This window comes from Mycobacterium sp. Root265 (assembly GCF_001428895.1).
In the GTDB taxonomy this organism is placed as follows: Bacteria; Actinomycetota; Actinomycetes; order Mycobacteriales; family Mycobacteriaceae; genus Mycobacterium.
In genome coordinates this window covers 348,018-368,827 of record NZ_LMJA01000030.1, presented here as the reverse complement: position 1 = coordinate 368,827, position 20,810 = coordinate 348,018, and the positions used below count along the sequence as shown (strand labels likewise).

Below are 20,810 nucleotides of genomic sequence, written 5' to 3'. Positions count from 1 at the left end.
GTGATCTTCAAAGGTGTCCGCGACGGCAAGCCGTATCCCGAACATAATCTGACGTACCGGCAGTGGGCCCAGATCCCGCCGCGCCAGATCCGGCTCGACGAACTGGTGACCACCACGACGGTGCTCGCCCTGGACCGGTTGCTGTCCGAGGATTCGACCTTCTACGGCGATCTGTTCCCGCACGCGGTGCGCTGGCAGGGCGATGTCTACCTGGAAGAGGGCGTGCACCACGCGGTGCGGGCCGCGCTGCGCAACCGCACCGTGCTGCACGCCCGGGTCTATGAGATGGACGACGCGCTGCCGGCCTGACGCCGCAGCAGCACCACCGCGGTGAGGATCTGCCAGGCAAAGATCGGGTAGACGCTGCCGCGTTCCCAGAGACCGACCTGGCCCGCCCCGCTACCCACCATCACCAGGCACAGCAGACCCAGCGCGCCCAGCGCGATCGACGCCACCCGGTATGGCTTCGACGTGCGCAGGGCCGACCCCGCGAGCGCGGCACCGTTTCCGCCGACGATCGCGAGCACCGCCCCGATGACGTGCCAGGGGTTGCCCTGGCCGCTGTGCACGACAGCGATGAGCACGTTGCCGATTCCGTTGCCGATGGCGAACACCATGAACCACAACCGGTTCCGCGATCGCGGTGCGTGTGCGGCGAACAGTGCCCCGGCGGTGGCGAAGCACACACCTTGAAAGGCGAAGGCCGCGTTCATCAACGGCGCGTGCGGCGAGACGGCGGGATCACCGAGGGTGCTGATGTAGTCGGCGCCGTAGCCGTAGCCGGGCAGTGCGGTCGCGGCGAACGCCTCGGCGGCCAGATACCCGGCGGCGGCGAGGAGCCACAGCACCGCCGCGAATCTGGCCATCACGGCAAACATCCTCCCCCGCTGCCCCGCGAGCAGACGCAAATGGCCCCGAAAGTGCCCACTTTGGGGGCCATTTGTGTCTGCTCGCGCAGTTCAATTCGCCATGGCGTCGCGCAGGCTCTTGGGCCGTAGGTCGGACCAGTTCTCCTCGACGTAGGCCAGGCAGTCCGCGCGGGTGCTCTCACCGAACACCACCCGCCAGCCGGCGGGCACCTCGGCGAACTTGGGCCACAGGCTGTGTTGCTCCTCGTCGTTCACCAGGACGAAGAAGACGCCGTCCTCGTCATCGAACGGATTGTTGCTCATCGGCACTCCTCGCGCTGGCAGTGGATTTGGTGAAAAAATCGGACCCGAGCACCCGGTCGGACAACCGGCCCAGGCAGCTCAGGTTCGGGAATCCAGGCCCCTGGGTCAGACCGGCCAGACCCGGCAGGAACAGCTTGGGCTCGACATCGTTGACCGACAGGTCGTAACCGATGGACTCCTGGATGCTGTCGGCGTTGAGCGCCTTGCCCATCCCCAGCTCCAGGACGTCGAGTGCGTCCTGGCGCAGCAACGGCACGAACCACATTGCGTTGGCGCCGGATCCGTCGATCACCAGATCGAAACCGTGCACCGTCTCCAGCCGCTCCCCGCCCCGCTCGGTCTGCAGGGTCAGCCGGATGCGTTCGTCGCGGGCCACCGCGTGCGCCACCCGGCCACGCAGATGCCGGATGCGGTCATCGGCGAGCAGCGCCTCCTGCACCCGCACCGAGAACACGCCACGGTCGGTGCGGTTCATGGCGTCGCGCTTCTCGGCCAGCGTCAGACCGGCCCAGTGGATGGGGTCGGAGTACAGCGCGTTCTCGAAGAATCCTTCGCCGCGGGTGAACAGCGTCACCTGCGGAGAGATCACCGTGATGGTCGAAACCCGGTGCCGGAACAGCTCATCGAGCATGGTGCCGGCGGTCTCGCCGCCGCCGATGACCGCCACCCGGTCCGCAGCGATCAGCTCGTGCTGCGCCGCCCGGTGCCAGAACTGAGCGATGGAGAGCACCCGCGGGTTGCCCGGCAGGATGGAGCGCTCGGCCTGTCCGGGCCCGGTGACCATCAGCGCGTCGGCGTGCACGACGCCTTCCCGGGTGCCCAGTTCCCAGCGCACCCCGTCGTCGCCGTACTGCAGCCCGATCTCGGAGACCTCACCGTGGCGGACCGTCATCCCGGTGTTGTCGGCCACCCATTTCAGGTACTGGCTCCAGCGCTTGTGCGCCGGGGCCGGTCGCCCGCGGTCGATCCACTCGGCGAACTGCCCGGTCGAGATCAGGTAGGACTGCCAGCTGTGCCCCATCATCCGCCGGTCCAGTTCGGCGTTGCGCCGCGGCACCAGCGCCGACTGGTACGGGAACCCGATGTCCTTCTCCGGGCCGGTACCCAGCCGGTGCTGCCCGTCGGTCCAGCCGCCGGCGGGCTGCCAGTTGGCGGCCACCGCGGTGCGTTCGATGGCCACCACATCGGGGGCGGCGACGCCCATGGCCCGCAGCTCGGCGGCTTTGGCGGCCACCGCGATCGCCTTCACGCCGGCACCGATGACGGCGAGGGTCGGAGTGGATGTCATTGGATCACCTCTCGTAGAGCGTCCTGCCACAGCGCCTGCAGGGTGGCGACGTCGTCGGCAGAAAGAATGTCGGGCAGGGTGCGCCACTGCGTCCCCAGCACCGGGGAGCCGTCCTTGTCGACCATTGCCACGTTCAGCGTGATCTCATGGCGCACCGCCAGATCGGGTTCCGGTGTCCGGGACACCTGGGTCAGCAGGTCCCGGTCCAGTGTCAGCGCCGAACCACCGGGCGCCTGGCGCATGCGGCCCAGGTAGTTCAGCAGGATCTGCGGACCGCGGTGGGCTCCGAGCCGTTCGGCGGTATCGGTGCGCAGATAACGCAGCAGCGCGTAGTCGATGCCGTCGCCGGGGATGGCGGCCAGTTCGTCGGCGACCCCGCGGACATCCTCGGCCCCCAGACGCACCGGGTAGATCGCGCTGAGCAGGCCGACCGTGTCCCCGGTGTCGATCTGACGGGAATCGTCGGCGAGCCCGGCCGAGACGACGCCGTCGGCGCGCCCATAGGTCTCCAGCGCCAGCAGCGGTGCGGGCGTGTCCTGTCCGCGCAGGCGACGCCAGGCGGTCAGCGCCCGGGCCGTCGCCGCGGCCAGCACCTCGGGCACCGGGACCGGTGCGGCCAGCACCTGCGCGGTGACGGCCCGGCCGACGAAGGACATCGACACCACGGCGTCGGCGGCGCGGTCGGTGTCCGGCCGGACCCGGCGGGTGCCGAGATCGGGATCCGCACCGGCGAGCTGGCGCTCCCAGAAATCGCAGGTGTCGAGTTTGAGGGCACGCTCGGCCAGCATCCGTGACCACTGCCGCAGTGAGGTGTGCTCACGCACGGCGGCGGGCGTGCGGCCGGCGGTGACGGCGTGCCAACCGGTTTCGAGTTCGCCGAGCACGATGTGCCAGGAGGCCGGGTCCATGGCGAGCACATGGGCGGTGATGAGCAGCACCTCGGCGCCGCTGTCGTGGTGCAGCCACACCGCGTTGAACATCGCACCCCGGTCCGGGTCCAGCCGCTGCACCGCAGCGTCGGTGTGCAGCGCGACGGCGGCGGTCAGCTCACCCGATGCGTCGACCTCGGTGAGGATGTCGCCCACCGGGTGATCGACCAATGTCATTGCGGCGCGGTCCAATCGGCTGTGCAGCGCCGCGTGGCCGTCGATCACGCTGCGCAGCAGAGCATCCAATTGTTCGCGGGTGGCGCCACCGGGCAGCCGGATCGCCTCGGTGGATGCCAGCCGGCGCGGATCCCCGTGGGCCAGCAGCCAGTGCCCGGCGGGCAGCAGCGGTATCGGTCCGGTGTCCTCGATGTCGATCTGTTCGGCCGCGACGGCTTCGGTGTCCGCGTCCAACGCTGCGGCCAACTCGCGGATGTTGGTGCATTCCAGCATCAGCCGGGCCCGCAGCGACACCCCGCGCCGGCGCACCGCCTGCACCACGGACAGCGCGACGATGCTGTCCAGGCCGAGGTCCAGGAAATCGGCGTTGACGTCGACGACCTTTGTGTCCAGCACCTCGCCGAGCACCTCGGCGAGCACGACCTCGGTATCGGTGGCGGGGGCGGCGAACTCGTCGGCCTGCCCGACGCCACGGTCGGCGTCCAGGGCGGCCAGTGCGGCGTCGTCGACCTTGCCGTGTGAGGTCAGCGGTATCGCATCGACGTCGATGATGTGGTGCGGCACCAGGTATCTGGGCAGGGTGGTGGTCAGCATGCGCCGTAGTTCGCTCACCGGCACGCCGCTCACCACGTACGCGGTGAGCCGCGGTCCGCTGCGGTGGCGTCGCACCGCGACATGCGCGTGCCGGACATCGGGGTGACGGTGCAGGGCGGCGGCCACCTCCGCGGGCTCCACCCGGAAGCCACGGATCTTGACCTGATCGTCGCTGCGGCCGAGGAACTGCAGGGCATTGCCCTTCAGGCGCCGGACGACGTCGCCGGTGCGGTACATCCGGGCACCCGGGTGCACGGGATCGGCGACGAAGCGCCCCGAGGTCTCCCCCGCGCGCCCCAGGTAGCCGCGGGTGAGCTGCCCGCCGGTCAGGTACAGCTCGCCGGCCACCCCCGCGGGGACCGGACGCAGCCAGCTGTCCAGCACGTGCGCGGTCATCGGATCGGTGGGCACGCCGATGCACGGCTGATCGTTCTCCGCGATCGCGGCGACCACGGCCTCCACGGTGGTTTCGGTGGGGCCGTAGCAGTTGTGCGCCCGCATACCGGTGCGTTCACATTCGGCGCGGATGCCCTGCCAGGCCTCGGTGTCGATGTTCTCACCGCCCAGCGCCAGCACCGCCAGCGGCACGCCGGACAGCAGCCCGGCGGCCCGCAGCTGAGCGAACATCGACGGCGTGGTATCGATCATGTCCAGACCGAAGCGCCCGATGGTGGCGACCAGCGCCTCGGCGTCGCGCTGCACGTCGTCGCCGACGATGTGGACCCGATGACCCCCGAGCAGTGCCACCAGCGGCTGCCACGCCGCGTCGAAGGTGAACGACCAGGCATGGGCGATGCTCAACGTGCGGTTCAGCCTGGCCTGTGCCGGGCCGAGCACGTTGCGCACGTGATCGTCACCGTAGGCGAGCAGTGCGCTGTGAGTTCCGATGACGCCCTTGGGTTTTCCGGTCGTTCCGGAGGTGAAGATGATGTAGGCGCCCTGCCCGGACCGTATCTGCGCGGGCCGGTAGTCCGGTTCCGGGTCCCCGACGTCCACCAACAATGCGTCGTCGATGATCAGGTGTGCGCCGGTCTGGCCGATGATCTCGCGGACGCGTTCCGCAGGCATCCCCGGATCCAGCGGCACGATCAGGCCGCCGGCCTTCAGCACGGCGAGCATGGCCACCACGTAGTCGGGGCCGCGGCGCAACAGGATCGGCACCGGGGTCTCGGCGCGCACTCCCCTGCGCTGCAGATCCGCCGCCAACCGGTCGGCCGCGCTGTCGAATTCGCGGTAGCTCAACTCGCTGCGGTTTCCGAAGCTCGACGACGTGGCAGGATCCCAGCTCAACGCGATCTCGTCCGGGCGCTCGGCGGCGACCGCGGCAACCGCGGTGTGGAAACCACCCGTGGCGCCGGCAGTCTCGGTGATCTCGGAGGTCACGACTTCGCCGTCGAGGGTGACGTTCACCTCCCGCATCGGGCGTCCCCACGACTCCAGCAGGCGCTGCACGACGGCCAGCACCCGCTGCCCCAGCGTCTCGGGATTCAGCAGTCCCAGTGCGCCGTCCAGGGTTTCGACGAGCACGGTCAATCGCCCGTGCGTCGGGTGGGCGGCGATGGTGACCGGGAAATGCGACAGGCTCTCCAGCGCGGCGGGCCGGATCACTGCCGAGCCCAGGTCGAACTCGCCGCTGCCGACCAATCCGCCGGGCGGGAAGTTCTCGTACACCAGCAGGGTGTCGTACAGCTCGCCGATACCGCCGGCGGCCCGCAGTTCGGTGTGGCTGAGGTAGCCGTGGTCGCGCAGTTCGGCGGCTTCGCGTTGCAGCGCCAGGCATTGCTGCCCGACCCGTTCGGTCGGGTCGAGCCGGATGCGCAGGGGCACGGTGTTGATGAACAGCCCGACCATGGCTTCCACGCCGGACAGTTCGTCGGGCCGGCCGGACACCGTCACCCCGAATACCACGTCGGAGCGGTCGGTGAATGCGGACAGTATTGTCGCCCAAGCCATCTGGAACATCGTGCTGACGGTGACGCCCCGGCTCCTGGCCGCTTCGATCAGCTCTGCGGTGGCCGTTTCGTCGAGCTCGATCTCGGTACGGGTGGGCAGGCCGGGCACGGCCTCGCCACCCAGCGCCGGGGTCAGCAGCGTCGGGCCGTCCAGATCGGCGAGATGGGTGCGCCACCGCTGCTTGCTGGTTTCCGGGTCCCGGCCGGCCAGCCAGCCGATGTAGTCGCGGTAGGGCCGCGGCGGCGGCGGTATCGCGGCGAGATCGCCACCGGCCCGGTACAGGCCGATGAGCTCGCTGACGAACACCGGCAGTGACCAGCCGTCGATCACGATGTGATGTGCGACCACCACCAGCCGCCACTGCCGCTGCGGCATCTGCACCAGCAGGAACCGGATCGACGGGCCCTTGCCGAGATCGAAGGGCCGGCCTCGCACCTCGGCCTCCAGCGCGGCAGCCTCGCCGGCGTCCGCGACGATGTGCTGCCAGGGCAGCTCGAAGGTGGCGGGCACGATCGCGACCGGTCGGCTCAGGTTTCCCTGGAAGAAGCTGACCCGGACATTGGGGTGGCGCTCCAGCATCGCCTCGGCGCAGGACTTCAGCAGCTCGGCATCCAGGTCGCCCTCGATGTCGGCGGCCATCGCGATGAAGTAGGGGTCGGCTCCGGCCTCGCTGTCGGTCAGACCGGCAAGCGAGTACAGCCCCTGCTGCAGGGGGCTGAGTGCCATCACATCGGAGATGGAGGGCTTGTCGGCGGGCGGGAGCGGAGCGACCCGGGGATTGGGAGGCGGCGAGCTCATGTCTGGTCGGTGCCCCACCCCGCGGTCAGAGCGGCCAATTCGTCGTCGGACAGCCCCGATGCCGCCATCGGCTCGTGCCGGGTGTCGGTGTTCATGCCTCCGGCCTGGGCCTCACCGGCCCTGGCGTCGATCGCGGTGGCGAGCTCGGCGAGTTCGGGATGCTCGAACACCATCCGGGCGGTCAGCGGGATACCGGCGTCCCGTGCGCGGGCGGCCAACTGCACGGCCAGGATGCTGTCACCGCCGAGGGTGAAGAAGTCGTCGTGACGACCGAACTCCTCCACCGACAGCAGGTCGATCAGCATGGCGGCCAGTGCGCGTTCGGTTTCGGTGCGGGCCGGTTCGCTGGGCGCGGTGGACACCGCCACCGGGCGCGGCAACGACCCGCCCTCCAGCGAATTCAGCACGGTGATCGGCAGCGCCGCATGCTCGTCGGGCAGCGCCGCACGCAGCGCCGCGACGAACGCATCCGCATCGGTCACCGGTTCGGCGGCCACCACGTAGCCACCCAGCACCGTGCCGCTGCGGGTCTCCCAGTACCGGGTGGCCGCCGCGGCGACACCCGGGGCCGCCTCGAGGGCGGCCTGCACCCGATGCTCGCCGCGTTCCAGGTATTCCAGTGTGCCGTCGGAGTTCCACCGGGCACGGTCGCCGATGCGATACAGCCGGGTGCCGGGGCCGAATGGGTTTTCCGGATACCGGAAAGCCGCTGCGGGGCTGATGGTTTCGTAGGAGGCGTCGACGGCACCACCGGCGTAGTACACATCGCCGGTGACACCGGCCGCCACCGGGGACAGCCACTCGTCGAGCAGGTGCACCCGGTCGGCGCCCGTGGTCTGCGGCAGGCCGGTCAGCGGGACGGCCGACCGGCTCCACTCCGCGACGATGTCCTGGTCGCCGTCGGCGATGGTGATATCGCGCAGCGTGCGGTCGGGCTCGGTGGCGAAGGCCTGCAGCACCCGCTCCAGCCAGGAGATCAACCGTCGTGCGGTTTCCTGCCGGTAGAGCTCGGTGCGGTAGATGACGGTTCCCTGGTAGCCCGCCGGTGCACCGTCGGGCGCCGTCTCGGCGAAGAAGTTCAGCGACAGATCGGCATGTGCCACATCGAATGTCGGCTCCAGCGCGGTGAACCGGGTCTCGCCCTCCTCCGAGGTGTCGATGACCTGATCCGAGGGCAGTTCCTCCCGCACGTGCACGACCACTCCGAACAGCGGGTTACGCGACAGCGAGCGCACCGGGCTGACGGCATCGACGACCCGGTCGAAGGGCAGATCCTGGTGCGCGTACGCGCCCAGCGCCATTTCCCGGGCCCGGCTCAGCACCTCGCGCACGGTCGGGTTGCCGTCCAGACGGTTCCGCAGCACCACGATGTTGATGAAGAAGCCGATCAGCCCGTCGAGTTCGGGCTCGGTGCGGCCGGCAACCGGCGTGCCCAGCGGGATGTCGGTCCCCTCACCCGCCTTGTGCAACGCGACGGCGACGGCGGCCTGCAGCAGCATGAACTCGGTGATGCCGAGTTCGCGGGTCAGTTCGGTCAGTTTCGCGCGGGTTGCGGTGTCGATGGTGAACGGCAGCGCGTCACCTTCCCCGCCGGGAACGGGCCGGCGCGGGAAGTCCGGGCGCAGCCCGTTCTCCTCGGGCAGACCCGAGAGCTGCTCCACCCAGTAGTCACGCTGCGCGGTGATGCTCTCGGCCTGGCCGCCCAGCAGTCCGGCCTGCCAGGCCGCGTAGTCGGCGTACTGCACCGGCAGCGGCTCGAAATCCGGTGCCTGCCCGGCACTGCGGGCCCGGTAGGCGGTCAGGATGTCGGTGAACAGCACCCCGGCCGACCAGTGGTCGGCAGCGATGTGGTGCACCACCAGCGACAGCACATGCCCATTCGCGGTGGACAGCACCGCGGCCCGGATCGGCCATTCGTGCTCCAGATCGAAGCAGTAACGCCGTTCGGCGGTCAGCTCGACCTGCAACCACTCCTCGCCGTCGCCACGCGCGCGGCGCACCGGCACCGCGGCGGCCGGGTTGATGATCTGGAACGGTGCCCCATCGATCTCGCGGTAGGTGGTGCGCAGGATCTCGTGCCGGTTCACCACATCGGTGATGGCGGCGACGAACGCCTCCGGGTTGTTCGGTCCGCTCAGGCGGGCCGCGAACGGGATGTTGTTGACCGGGTTCGGGCCGTCGATGCGGAACTGGAACCACTGCCGCAGCTGGGCGGCCGACATCTGCAGCGGTCCCTCATGCGGGACGGCCACCATGGCCGGACGGTCGGAGCGGCCACCGGCGGCGGCGATCACATCGATGTGCGCGGCGATACCGCTGACGGTGCCGAGCTCGAAGATCTCCTGCACCCCGATGTCGACGCGGCAGCGTGCGCGCACCGCCGCCACCAGTTTGGTGGCCAGCAGCGAGTGCCCGCCGAGTTCGAAGAACGAATCGTCGGCGCCCACCGCGTCGCGGCCGAGCAGCTCGGCGAACAGTTCGGCGACGTCGCGCTCGGTGTCGGTGGCCGGTTCGCGGTATTCGGTGGCGACCACGATCTCGGGTTCCGGCAACGCTTTCCGGTCGATCTTGCCGTGCGCGGTGATCGGGATCTCGTCGATGGCCACATAGGCGGCCGGGATCATGTATTCCGGCAGGGCGGCGGCGACGCGGGCGCGGATCCGGTCGATCTCGACGATGCCGGCCGCACCGGCCGGGGTGACATAGGCGACCAGGCTCTTACCCAGTCCGGGGACGTCGCTGACCACCACCACGGCCTGCCCCACCGACGGGTCCACCGAGATGGCGGCGGCGATCTCACCGAGTTCGATCCGGAAACCGCGGATCTTGACCTGCTCATCGGCGCGCCCGACGAATTCGATGTCACCGTCGGCGTTGCGGCGGGCAAGGTCACCGGAGCGGTACATCCTCCTGCCCGGGTTGAACGGATCGGCGATGAAGCGTTCGGCGGTCAGCGCCGGACGGTCGTGGTATCCGTGCGCGACATGCGTTCCGCCGATATAGATCTCGCCGATCACCCCGACCGGCACCGGCTGCAGGTAATCGTCGAGCAGGTGCATGGTGGTGTTGATCTTCGGGGTGCCGATCGGCACGATGCGCGAGCCCTGCTTGCCTTCGACCTTGAAACGGCTGCAGTTGAGCACCGTTTCGGTGGGTCCGTAGAAGTTGTGCAGCAGCGAGTCGAACATGGCGTGGAACTTGTCGGCCACCTCACCGGGCAGTGCCTCGCCGCCGATCGGGACGCGTTGCAGGGTGCGCCATTCGTTGACCCCGGGCAGCGACAGGAACAGGCCCAGCAGTGACGGGACGAAGTGCATCGAGGTGACGCCCTCGTTGCGCAGCAGGTCGGTCAGGTAGCCGATATCGGTCAGCCCGTCGGGCTTCGGGATCACCAGGCGGGCGCCGGCGGCGAGCATGCCGAAGATCTCGCCGATCGAGACGTCGAAGCCCTGCGAGGCCACCTGCAGCAGCCGGTCCTGATCGGAGACTTCGTATTCCGGCCCGAACCAGGCGAAGTACTCGGCGATCGGCCGGTGCGGCACCGGCACGCCCTTGGGCAGGCCGGTGGAACCGGAGGTGTAGATCAGGTAGGCGGTGTTCTCCGGCAGCAGCGGACGCACCCGGTCGGTGTCGGTGGGATCCGCGCCGGAGTATGCGTCCAGGTCGGTGGCCAGTTCGCGGAGCACGACCTTCGGGTCGGAGTCCGACAGGATGTAGCTGAGCCGGTCCTCGGGGTAGGTCGGGTCGACCGGCAGGTACACCGCGCCGGCCTTGACGATGCCGAGCGCGGTGATGACCAGTTCCGGTGATTTCTCCATCAGCACCGCGACGCGGTCCTCGGTGCCGATGCCCTGCGCGATCAGCTTGTGCGCCAACCGGTTCGCGGCCTCGTTGATCTCGCGGTAGCTGTGGTGGCGGCCTTCGTACACCACGGCGGTGACATCGGGGGTCTTGGCGGCCTGCTCCTCGACCAGCGCGGTCAGGGTGGTGGCGGGGGTGTCGAACCGCTCACCGTGCGACATCGCGCGCATCCACTCGGCGTCCTCGGCCGAGAAGATGTCGAGGCGGGCCAGCGGGCGCTCCGGGTCGTCCAGGGCGTTGTCCAGCAACACCGCGAACGACGTGAGCATGCGCTGCGCGAGGTCCGCGTCGATGATCTCGGTGAGGTGCTCGGCCTCCACCACCGCACCGGTGCCGTCGAACTCGACCATGAAGCCCAGCGGCAACTGGGTGACGTGCCCGCGCAGTTCACCGCGGGCGCACTGCACACCCGCGGGGCGGAAACCGCCACCGTCGGGTTCGCGGAAGCCGAAGCTGATCCGGGTCATCCGCTCGGCGCCGTGGCGGCGGTCCGGATTCAGTTCGCGCACCACGCGATCCAGGTTGATGCGCTGGTGCGCGAACGCGCCCAGCGCGGTGTCGCGGGTGGCCAGCACGAAGTCGCGGAAACCCTGGGAGGCCTGCGGGCGCAGCCGCATGGCCACGGTGTTGCCGTAGTAGCCGATGGCGTCGTCGGTGCCGCGGTTGAGCACCGGGCTGGCGACCAGGAAGTCATCGGTGTGGGTGTAACGGTTGATCAGGACGCCGAACGCGGCGAGCAGCACCATGTACGGGGTGGCACCGGTCTCCCGGGCCAGGGCGGACACCTTGGTGACCGTCGCGGGCGCCAGCGCCAGCGCGGTGCGCTGGGAACGGAACCCGGTCGGGATAGCCGAACCCGTGGGGCCCGGAAGTTCCAGGGGCTCCGGCGGATCGCTCATCACCGCCCGCCAGTGCGCCAGGTCCTCCTCTCCTGTGTCGGCCGCGGGTGCGGGCGGGCGCGGGGTCGGGCCCAGATCGTCGCCGCCGTACGCAGTGGTCAGATCGCCGAAGAACACCCGCCAGCTGCCGTCATCCCAGGCGATGTGGTGGGCCACCAACAGCATCATGTGCTCGTCGGCGGCCAGGCGCACCAGCGTGATCCGCAGTGGCGAATCGGCGGAAAGGTCGAAGCTCTGCCCGAATTCGCGCTGGGCCAGCACCTCCAGGCGCAGTCCGCGGGCGCGCTCGGACATCTCCGAGAGATCGTGGAAGGCCCACGACGGGTTGAGGTCCTGGTGCAGGACGGCCTGCGGTTCACCGTTCTCGTCGGCGACGTAGGTGGTGCGCAGCAACGGGTGCCTGCGCGCCACCGCGTTCAGCGCGGCGTGCAGACGGTCGGCGTCCAGGGCGCCGGTCAGCCGGTAGGACAAGCTGATGTTCAGCAACACACCGGTCGGGTCGAAGGCCTGGACGAACCACATCCGGCGCTGCCCGTCGGAGAGCGCCTTCTCATCGACCTCGCCGGCCGTGCTCGAGGACAGGCCGCGCTCGGCGAGCTTGCGGCGCATCAACTCCAGACGGGATGAATCGACGGATGCGGCTACGGTGTCAGTCACTTCAGGCGTGCCTTCTTCTCAGGTCGTTCCAGGTGCTCAAGGACCTCGGCGACAGTGGCGCCGCCGAGAATGGTCGCCAGCGGGACGTTGACGCCGGCCGCCTTCTTGAGCTTCTTGCGTAGGTCGAGCGCCAGCAGTGAGTCGACACCCAGATCGAGCAGGGACGCGGACGGCTCCAGCCCGGTATCGGCGGGCAGGTTGAGCACCGAGCCGAGTGCCACCCGCAGTACGCCGGCCGCGTCCAGTCCGTCCAGCGACGGTTCCGGCTGCCCTGCGGACACCGGTTCGGCTCGCGTTCCCCCCAGGAACACCTGCAGCCGCGCCGCGTCGGCGGAGAACACCAGCGGGTCGCCGGTGAAGTCCCGCAGGCAGGCCTCGACGGCCCGCTCCGGGATCATGGCGTGCAGGCCGGAGCGTTCGACGCGGGCGACCTCATCCGCGTCGATGATGCCGGTGCCCGGCCACAGTCCCCAGCGCACCGAGGTGCAGTGCCTGCCGTCGGCCCGCATCTGGCCGGCCATCACATCGAGCAGCCGGTTGGCCGCCGAGTATGCGGTGTGGCCGCTCCCGCCCCACAGGCCGGATACCGAGGAGCACAGGATGATTCGCGCATCGGCACGCAACGGCCAGCTCGCGGTGAACGCGGCCAGCCCGGCGACCTTGGCCGACACGGCTTCGGCGAACACCGGACCGGTGAGGTCCCGGTGCCCGGTCATGGTGGCCGCGCCTGCCGCGTGGATGACCAGGGAGGCCCCGCCGCCGCCGAATTCGGCGGCGGTGGCGGCCAGGGCCGCGGGGTCGGTGATATCGCACGGCGGCGCCAGCACCTCCACACCCGCCACCTGCTGCGGGTCGGCGCCCCTGCGGCCGAGCAGTACGATGCGCCGCGCCCCGTGCGCGGCAAGGTAGTTCACGAAGTGGGTACCGACCGCACCGGAGCCGCCGGTGATCACCACCTCGTCGAGTACACCGGGTGCGCCCCAACCCGGCTGCGGGAGCCGGTCTTCGACGGTGCCGTGCGTGAACAGTGCCGGCCCGGAATCGGTGTGGCGCAACGCCACGTCGGCGGCCGCGCCGGAGAGGGCGCCGACCGCCAGCGCGGCGGCTGCGTCGTCGAGTTCCCATGAGGGCAGGTCGAGGTGGCCGAAGGACTGATCGGGGTGTTCCAGCCCGATGCTGCGGTGCATCGCCGCCAGCGCGGCCTGGGCCGGCAGCGGTCCGGGTTCACCGGTGCGCACCTGCTCGCCGCCGACAGTGACGAGCCAGACGTCGCGGCACAGCGGGCCGACGGCGTCGGTGTACCCGAGCAGCCCGGCGTCGATGCGGGCGGACAGCTCGACCCCCGCGGCCACCGCGTCCAGATGATCGAGCACCGGGGCCAGCACAATGATCAGGTCCGCCTCGGCCGGATCGGCGATCTCGAGCCGGGAGCCCAGGGCGGCGGCGAGTCGGCCGTCGTCACCGAGGTCGACGACTGCGGCGCGCCGTGGCCCGGCGGCGGCGGGTGCCCGCTGTTCCCACCGCTCGGTGAGCACCGTGAAGCCGGGCACCGGCGGCAGCGGTTCGGGTGTGGCCCAGTGGTGCTGGGCGCGCATCGGCGCGAACGGGAAGTCGCGCAGCAGCTCTGCGGGCCGTCCACTGCAGCGGCATGCGGGATCGGCCAGCGCCACCGCGGTCAGGTTGGCGGACAAGCGGTCGACCAGGGGCTCGTCGCGGCGGCCGGATCCGACGATCAGCGGCGGGTCGGCCACCTCGTCGAGCACATCTGCCATGGCGTAGAGCAGCGCCGGATGGGCCGAGAGTTCCACGAACGTCCGCGCGCCTGCCGCCACCGCGGCCCGCACGGCATCATCGAAGCGCACCGTGCTGCGCAGGTTGGTGTACCAGTAGTCGGCGAAATCGGTGCCGGCCGGCACCACCTGCGCTGTCGCCGAACCGATGAACTGCACCGGGGCCGCACCGAATGTCCCGGCGGGAAGCATCGATTCGAGCTCCGCGCGTTTGGTGTCCAGTTTCGTGGTGTGCGCGGGGAACCACATCTCGATCTCTTTGGCGAACCGGCCGCTCTCGACGACCCGGCGCACCACCGCGGTGATGGCCTCGGTGTCCCCGGAGACCGCCACCGAGGATGTCGAGTTCACCACCGAGAGTTCCAGCCAGCCCGGCGTCTGTGCGATCGCGTCCCGCGCCTGGTCCTGGTCGATCCCGAGCACGGCGACGCGGTACGGGCCGGTGAGGCCGTCCAGCAGGGTGGCCCGCGCCGCGACCACGCCGACGGCGTCGGACAGCGTCATGGCACCGGCGATGTGGGCGGCACCGACCTCGCCGAGGCTGTGCCCGACGGTGATGTCCGGGGTCACCCCGCAGGACTGCCACACCCGGGCCAGCGCGACGCCGTGCACGAACTGTGCGCCCTGGATCTGCACCTGGGAGAAATCGTTGGTCAGCGCGCCGGGATCGGCCAGCAGATACGCCAGCGGGGAGGCGTGCCCGGCATCGGTGAATGCCGTTGCGCAGCGGTCGACCTCGTCGCGGTAGACGGTCAGCCGGTGGTAGGCCTCGACCCCCATGGACGGCCACTGGCTGCCCTGCCCGGGGAAGACGAACGCGACCCGGGGTTGCCCGGTCTGCGCGGACCGGGTGACGAGCGGATGGTCCGCCCCGGCCTGCAGGGCGCGCAGGGCGTCGGAGAGCTCGGCGACATCGGCGGCCCGGATCAGTGCCCGGACCTTGCGTACCCGCCGGGTGGCGGTCAGGGTCGCGGCCACCCGGGCCACGTCGGCACCGGTGCTCAGCGCCGGTCGGCGGTGCAGGTGATCCAGGATGGCGCCGGCGTCCTGGGCGATCAGTTCTTCGGCGTGCGCGCTGAGCAGTACCGGGATGCGCCCGTCGGGCAACGTGGTGAGGGTCGTCATGCGGCCTGCCCGGCGGTGTCCGGGATCGCCACCACGGCGTGGGTGTTGGTGCCGCTCATCCCGAACGCCGATAGGGCGGCGATCCGTTCGCCGTTGACGGCGGGCCATGCGGTGAGTTCGGTGGCCAGTCGAAGCCCCTGGGCATCCCAGTCGATTTCGCGGCTGGCGGCATCGATGTGCAGGCTGGCGGGCACCGCGCCGTGTTGGGCGGCGAGGATCACCTTGGCCAGCCCCAGCGCACCGGCGGCGGCCTGGGCGTGTCCGATATTGGATTTCACCGAGCCGAGCAGCGCGCCCGCCCCGGGTGCGGTGGCGCCGTAGGTCTGGGCCAGGGCGCGCAGTTCGGTGCGGTCGCCGAGGCGGGTGGCGGTGCCGTGGCCCTCGATCATGCCGACATCCTCGGGCCGGACGCCGGCGCGGGCGATGGCGCGGGCGAACAGCCGCTGCTGGGCGGTGCCGCTGGGTGCGGTCAGCCCGATGGTGCGGCCGTCCTGGTTGACGCCGGTGGCGCGCACCTCGGCCAGGATCGTCCTGCCGTCGCGCAGCGCCGCCGACCGGAGTTGCAGCACAAACATTCCGGCGCCCTCGGCCCAGACGGTGCCGCTGGCGGCGGCACTGTAGGGCCGGCAGTGGCCGTCATCGGAAAGTGCGTGCTGCTTGGAGAATTCGACGAAGTATCCGGGGGTGCCCATCACGCACACCCCGCCGGTGAGCGCCATGTCGCAGTCGCCGCCGGCCACCGCACCGGCCGCGGTGTGCAGCGCGGCCAGCGCCGAGGAGCACGAGGTGTCCACGGTGAGCGCGGGTCCGGCCAGGTCGAGGGTGTAGGCGATGCGACCGGAGATCACGCCCAGCGAGGTGCCGGTGATGAGATGGCCGCTGTGGTTCGAGTATTCGGACAGCTCCGGTCCGTACTCCAGGGCGGATGCCCCGATATAGCAACCCACGTCGTGGCCGGCGACATCGTCGGGGTTGATCCCGCTGTTCTCCAGGGCGCGCCAGGCCAGCCGCAGCGCCACCCGCTGCTGCGGGTCCATCGCCACCGCCTCCCGCGGCGAGATGCCGAAGAACGCCGGGTCGAAATTGGCTGCGTCGGAGAGGAATCCGCCCAGATCGTGGATCTGCTTGAAACCGTCGCGACGCGACCCCTCCAGCAGGTCAGGTACCGCCCAGCCGCGATCGGTCGGGAACGGGCCGAGCGCCTCCCGTTGCCCGGACAGCAGGTCCCAGAACGAATCGGCCGAGTCGACACCACCGGGTGCCTCCACCGCCATGCCGACGATCACCACCGGATCGTCCTGTCGGGTCACATCAGAGGGCATTGACCAGCTCCGCCACATCCGCGGTGTGGTCGTTGATGAAGAAGTGACCACCGTCGAACATCGATACCGTGAAGGCTCCGCTGGTGTGGGTTTCCCAGCGGCGCAACATGTTCTCGCTGACCCGGTGATCGGTCGCGCCGCCCAGGGTGTGGATATCTGCCGCGATGCGGACATCGTCGTCGCAGGAGTAGCGGTTGAAGGCGGCGTAGTCCGCACGCACGGCCATCAGCAGCAGTTCCACGAAATCGTCATCGGCCAGTAGCTGCGGATCGGTGCCGCCCAGATCGACCATCTCGGCGATGATCTCGGTTTCGGCCATCGGCAGCGAGGGCGCCGTGGCGACCGTGGACGGCGCCTCGCTGGCCGACACCCACAGCGAGCTGATCTCGATGCCCTTGCTCTCGGCGACGCGGGCGAACTCGAAGGCCACCACCGCGCCCATGCAGTGCCCGAACAATCGCAGCGGCCCGAGGTCGGCCCAGTCGCCACCGTCGAACAGGTCCGCGGCCAGTTCGCCGACGGTGTCCTGGGCGGGGTGGGTGAGCCGGTCCCCGCGCTGCGGGTACTGCATGACGTAGGTGTCGGCGCCCGCCGCGGCCAGCGCGGTGCCCAGCGACCGGTAGGCCAGCGCCGCTCCCCCGGCGTGCGGGAACACCAGGGCGGCCTGGCCGCCCGAGCCGGGATACTGCTTGATCCAGGGCTTGAAGGTGCTCACGATCGGCCCGCGGTATCCAGCTCGGAGACCACATCCGCGTCATCCATGGCGGCGACCTCCAGGTACAGCTCGGCCACCAGTTCCAGGCGCTGCGCGTCGGTTTCCCGTTCGATGAGGCGCTGCGCGATGGCGGCCACCGTCCGGGTCGCGAAGACGTCGGGCACCATGATGGTCGGGGTATCCAGCCAGTCACGCACGTGCGCCACCACCTGGGTGGCCATCACCGAGTCGCCGCCGAGACCGAAGAAGTCGTCGTCGATGCCGATGGCGTCACGGCCCAACAGGTCAGACATGATCCGCGCGAGCGCGGTCTCCAGGGAGGTGGACGGCGCCCGGTAGCCGCGTTCTGCGGGCAGTTCGGCCTCGGCCAGACGCAGCGCCACCGCCTTGCGGTCGATCTTGCCGCCGATGGTGAACGGAATCCGGTCCGTGGGCACGATGACCTGCGGAATCATATGGGCCGGAACCAGATCGGCCAGCGCGTCGAGCACCGCGTCCGCCCCGAGATCGGCATCGTCGATCCGCACCAGCGCGCCCAGCACGTCGCGTCCGCGGTCGACGGGGACCACGGCGGCCACCGCCGCGCCTACTCCGGGCACCCGGCCCAGCGCGGCTTCGACCTCGCCGAGTTCGATGCGGTATCCGCTGAGCTTGACGCGGTGATCGGTGCGGCCGATGAACTCCAGGGTGCCGTCGGGCCAGTAGCGGGCGAGGTCACCGGTGCGGTACCAGGTGCGCCCGTCGTACTCGACGAACTTCTCCGCGGTCAGATCCGGGCGGCCACGGTAGCCGCGGGCGATGCCGCGGCCGGTGAACCACAGCTCGCCGGGCACCCAGTCCGGGCAGTCCTCACCGGCCGGGCTGACCACCCGGCAGGCGTTGTTCGGGAACGGCACCCCGTAGGGCACCGACGGTTTCACGGGAATCTCGTCGTCGGGCCCGATCTCGAAGATGGTGCCGTGGATGGCGGTCTCGGTGGCCCCGCCCAGACCGGCGAACCGCATCCGCGGCGCCCGGGCGCGTAGTGCCCTGGCCATCTCCGGACGTACCCAGTCACCACCGGTGAGCACCACCCGCAACGACTCCAGAGAGCCGGGCACCTCGGTGAGCATCTGCAGCCATCCGGGCAGGAAATTGACCACCGAGACCTGATGCTGCTCGATGAGCCGGGCCCAGGCGTCCGGATCGCGGCGCTGGTCTTCGTCGACCATCACGATGGCGCCGCCGGCGCGCAGGATGCCGAACACATCGGGCACCGACATGTCCGACTCCAGGTGTGAAAGCGCCAATTCGCGGTCCTGCGGCCCGATCTCGAAGTGCCGGTAGAGGAATTCCAGGGTGTTCATCACCGCATCGTGGGTGAGCTCCACCCCCTTGGGTTCTCCGGTGGAACCGGAGGTGAACAGCACATAGGCCAGATCGCTCGGTGCGACGGTGACGGCATCGAATGTTGTTGCAGCCGTCTCGATATCGGTGATGCGCCGGGACGGTATCCCGGTGGCTGCCAGGACGTCGGGAACGTCGTCACCGCAGACGAGGGCGAATGTCACCCCGCCGGTGGTCAGCATGCGCGTGGCGCGGTCGGCGGGCTGATCGACGCCGATCGGCAGGTAGGCGGCACCGGCGGTGAGGATGCCGAGCAGCGCGGGAATCTGCTGGGCGCCCTTGGGGCCCAGCACCGCGACGATATCGCCGGAGCCGACGCCGGCGGCCTGCAGGGTGCCTGCGACCGCCAGCACCCGGTCGGAGAGTTCGCCGTAGCTGAGCGTGCCCGAACGGGCGATGAGCGCGGTGGCCTCGGGGCCGGCGGCGGCGTTGCGGAAGAAACCGTCGACGAGGTTGTCGCCGCTGGGCGCCACGATGCTCGCGTTGACGGTGTCGCGAACATCGTGTGAGGCGTCGGCCAGCGCGGGTGGGTCCGGTTCGTCCCAGGCCGCGTCATCGGTGGCGAGGCGCGCGAGCTCGGCGACCTCGTAGGCGAACATCGCCTCCGGCACCCCGGGCGGGAAGGCTTCCACCCGCACGTCCCAGTTGATCATCAGTCCGTTGGCCAGCGGGGTGGCCTGGGCGTCGATGAGCACCTGTGGGCCCTGCGAGATGGTCCACACCGGCTCGCCGAACTGGTCGGTCACGTCACCGGCGAACAGGTCACCCAGGCCGAGCGCACTCGTGTAGACGATGGTCGCCAGCGTCTGGTTGCCGCGGTGCCTGCTCATATCGCGCAGCACGGACAGGCCGGACACCGACGCGTGCTGGGCGGTGGCGTGCAGGGTCTCCTGCACCGCACGTGCCCGCGATGCCGCGGTGTAGGTATCTGCCAGGTCGATGTCGAGCATCAGCGACGAGGTGAAGCAGCCCACCAGTTTGTCGACGTCGGGGTGGTAGGGCTCGCGGCCGAACATCGGCAGGTTGAGCAGGAACCGTGAATCGGTCGACCAGCGGGCCAGCGCATTGGAGTAGGCGGCGGCGACGGCCATCGCCGGGGTGAGTCCGCGCCGGTGCGCGGCGGCGAACAGCGCATCGCGGGTGGCCACGTCGAAGATGTGCCACAACCTGATGCTGCGCAACGGATCCTGCTGCTCGTCGCGCGGAACCAGCGGCAGCGCAGGCGGTTCCGGAAGATCGGGCACCCGCTCGGCCCACCACTGCAGGTCCTCCGGCGAGGGTGGCGGCGTCGACGCGGTCAGCCGGGCCCGGTATTCGCGGTAGGTGTACCCGAGTTCGGGCAGTTCGGCGCCTCGGTAGAACGCGGCCAGGTCGGCCATGAAGTTGCGGTAGCTCACCGCGTCGGCCGCCTGCATGTCCATGTCGACGTGCAGCCGGGTGCGCCCATCCGCCAGCAGGGACAGCGAGATCTGCAGAACCTCGTTGTCCAGCAACTGATGTGACTTGTCGTCCCGGATCCTTTCCAACCTGTCGTCCGCGTCGGCCAGATCCCGCAGGTCGTACACGGTGACCGGCAACCCCCGGTCGCTGATCCGCTGGGTGCCGTCGGGCAGGATCTCCTGGCGCAGCATCGGATGGCGCGCAGCGAGTTTCGTGGCGGCGCTCTGCAAACGGACGGGATCGACACCGACGCCGTCGAATTCGACATACAGGTGCGCGGCCACACCACCGAGTTCCTGTTCGCCGTGCCTGCCCACCCACATCGCGTGGGCGATCGGGGCCAGCGAAAACGGTGCGTCGGCATCGCCGGCGATCACCTCGGCCGCGGGTACCGCGTCGGCGGGCGCGTGTTCGGCTACCAGGTCCTGCCAGGCGGCGACGGTGGGCTTGGCGGCCAGCGCGGCGAAACCGACCTGGATGCCCTGTTTCCGCCAGCGTCCCGACAGCGACATCATCCGAATGGAGTCCAGACCGGACGCGATGAGATCAGCATTCGGGTCCAGCGCATCCGCCGTGATCCCGAGAAGTTCGGCCACCTCGGATCGAACGGTTTCTGATGTCGTCGCAGCGACGGCCACGCTATTCCTCCGCAGATTTAGTACAGGCTGCCCTAACTGCAGTGAGGCTACCCTATATTCATATCG

Annotated in this window: 10 protein-coding genes; 1 reads left to right on the top strand and 9 read right to left on the bottom strand. The window is 69.9% G+C overall.

Translation table 11 applies throughout. From position 1 onward, the window contains the following. The gene (locus tag ASE48_RS24215; RefSeq protein WP_057169694.1) at window positions 1-309 is read left to right on the top strand and encodes a type II toxin-antitoxin system VapB family antitoxin; all 309 of its coding nucleotides are present in this window, start codon (window positions 1-3) and stop codon (window positions 307-309) included. Here ASE48_RS24215 and ASE48_RS24210 read toward each other — a convergent pair. The 9 genes from ASE48_RS24210 to ASE48_RS24170 all read right to left on the bottom strand — a co-directional run bounded on the left by ASE48_RS24210 (window position 279) and on the right by ASE48_RS24170 (window position 20,744). Continuing rightward, complete coding sequence (locus ASE48_RS24210) at window positions 279-866, bottom strand: DUF998 domain-containing protein (protein ID WP_057169693.1); 588 nt, start codon at window positions 864-866, stop codon at window positions 279-281. The genes ASE48_RS24215 and ASE48_RS24210 overlap by 31 nt on opposite strands. Before the next feature lie 93 nt (window positions 867-959). Beyond that, window positions 960-1,172: an MbtH family protein gene (locus tag ASE48_RS24205; RefSeq protein WP_057169692.1), complete on the bottom strand. Its 213-nt coding sequence runs from the start codon at window positions 1,170-1,172 to the stop codon at window positions 960-962. Then, window positions 1,150-2,460: an NADPH-dependent L-lysine N(6)-monooxygenase MbtG gene (gene mbtG / locus ASE48_RS24200; RefSeq protein ID WP_057169691.1), complete on the bottom strand. Its 1,311-nt coding sequence runs from the start codon at window positions 2,458-2,460 to the stop codon at window positions 1,150-1,152. Before mbtG ends, ASE48_RS24205 begins: the two co-directional genes overlap by 23 nt. After that, window positions 2,457-6,911 (bottom strand): non-ribosomal peptide synthetase, encoded by a 4,455-nt coding sequence (locus ASE48_RS24195; RefSeq protein WP_057169690.1) that lies wholly within the window; start codon window positions 6,909-6,911, stop codon window positions 2,457-2,459. Before ASE48_RS24195 ends, mbtG begins: the two co-directional genes overlap by 4 nt. Continuing rightward, complete coding sequence (locus ASE48_RS24190) at window positions 6,908-12,280, bottom strand: non-ribosomal peptide synthetase (protein WP_082614388.1); 5,373 nt, start codon at window positions 12,278-12,280, stop codon at window positions 6,908-6,910. Before ASE48_RS24190 ends, ASE48_RS24195 begins: the two co-directional genes overlap by 4 nt. Window positions 12,281-12,324: 44 nt before the next feature. Then, window positions 12,325-15,243, bottom strand: coding sequence for a mycobactin polyketide synthase MbtD (gene mbtD / locus ASE48_RS24185; protein WP_057169688.1), 2,919 nt, complete (start codon window positions 15,241-15,243; stop codon window positions 12,325-12,327). Continuing rightward, window positions 15,240-16,565: a beta-ketoacyl [acyl carrier protein] synthase domain-containing protein gene (locus ASE48_RS24180; RefSeq protein WP_057169687.1), complete on the bottom strand. Its 1,326-nt coding sequence runs from the start codon at window positions 16,563-16,565 to the stop codon at window positions 15,240-15,242. The genes mbtD and ASE48_RS24180 overlap by 4 nt, the downstream gene beginning before the upstream one ends. Beyond that, window positions 16,555-17,280: a thioesterase II family protein gene (locus tag ASE48_RS24175; protein WP_082614387.1), complete on the bottom strand. Its 726-nt coding sequence runs from the start codon at window positions 17,278-17,280 to the stop codon at window positions 16,555-16,557. The genes ASE48_RS24180 and ASE48_RS24175 overlap by 11 nt, the downstream gene beginning before the upstream one ends. Next, a complete protein-coding gene (locus ASE48_RS24170) occupies window positions 17,277-20,744 on the bottom strand; it encodes a non-ribosomal peptide synthetase (RefSeq protein WP_057169685.1) in 3,468 nt (1,155 codons plus the stop codon). The genes ASE48_RS24175 and ASE48_RS24170 overlap by 4 nt, the downstream gene beginning before the upstream one ends. Window positions 20,745-20,810: the final 66 nt, after the last annotated feature.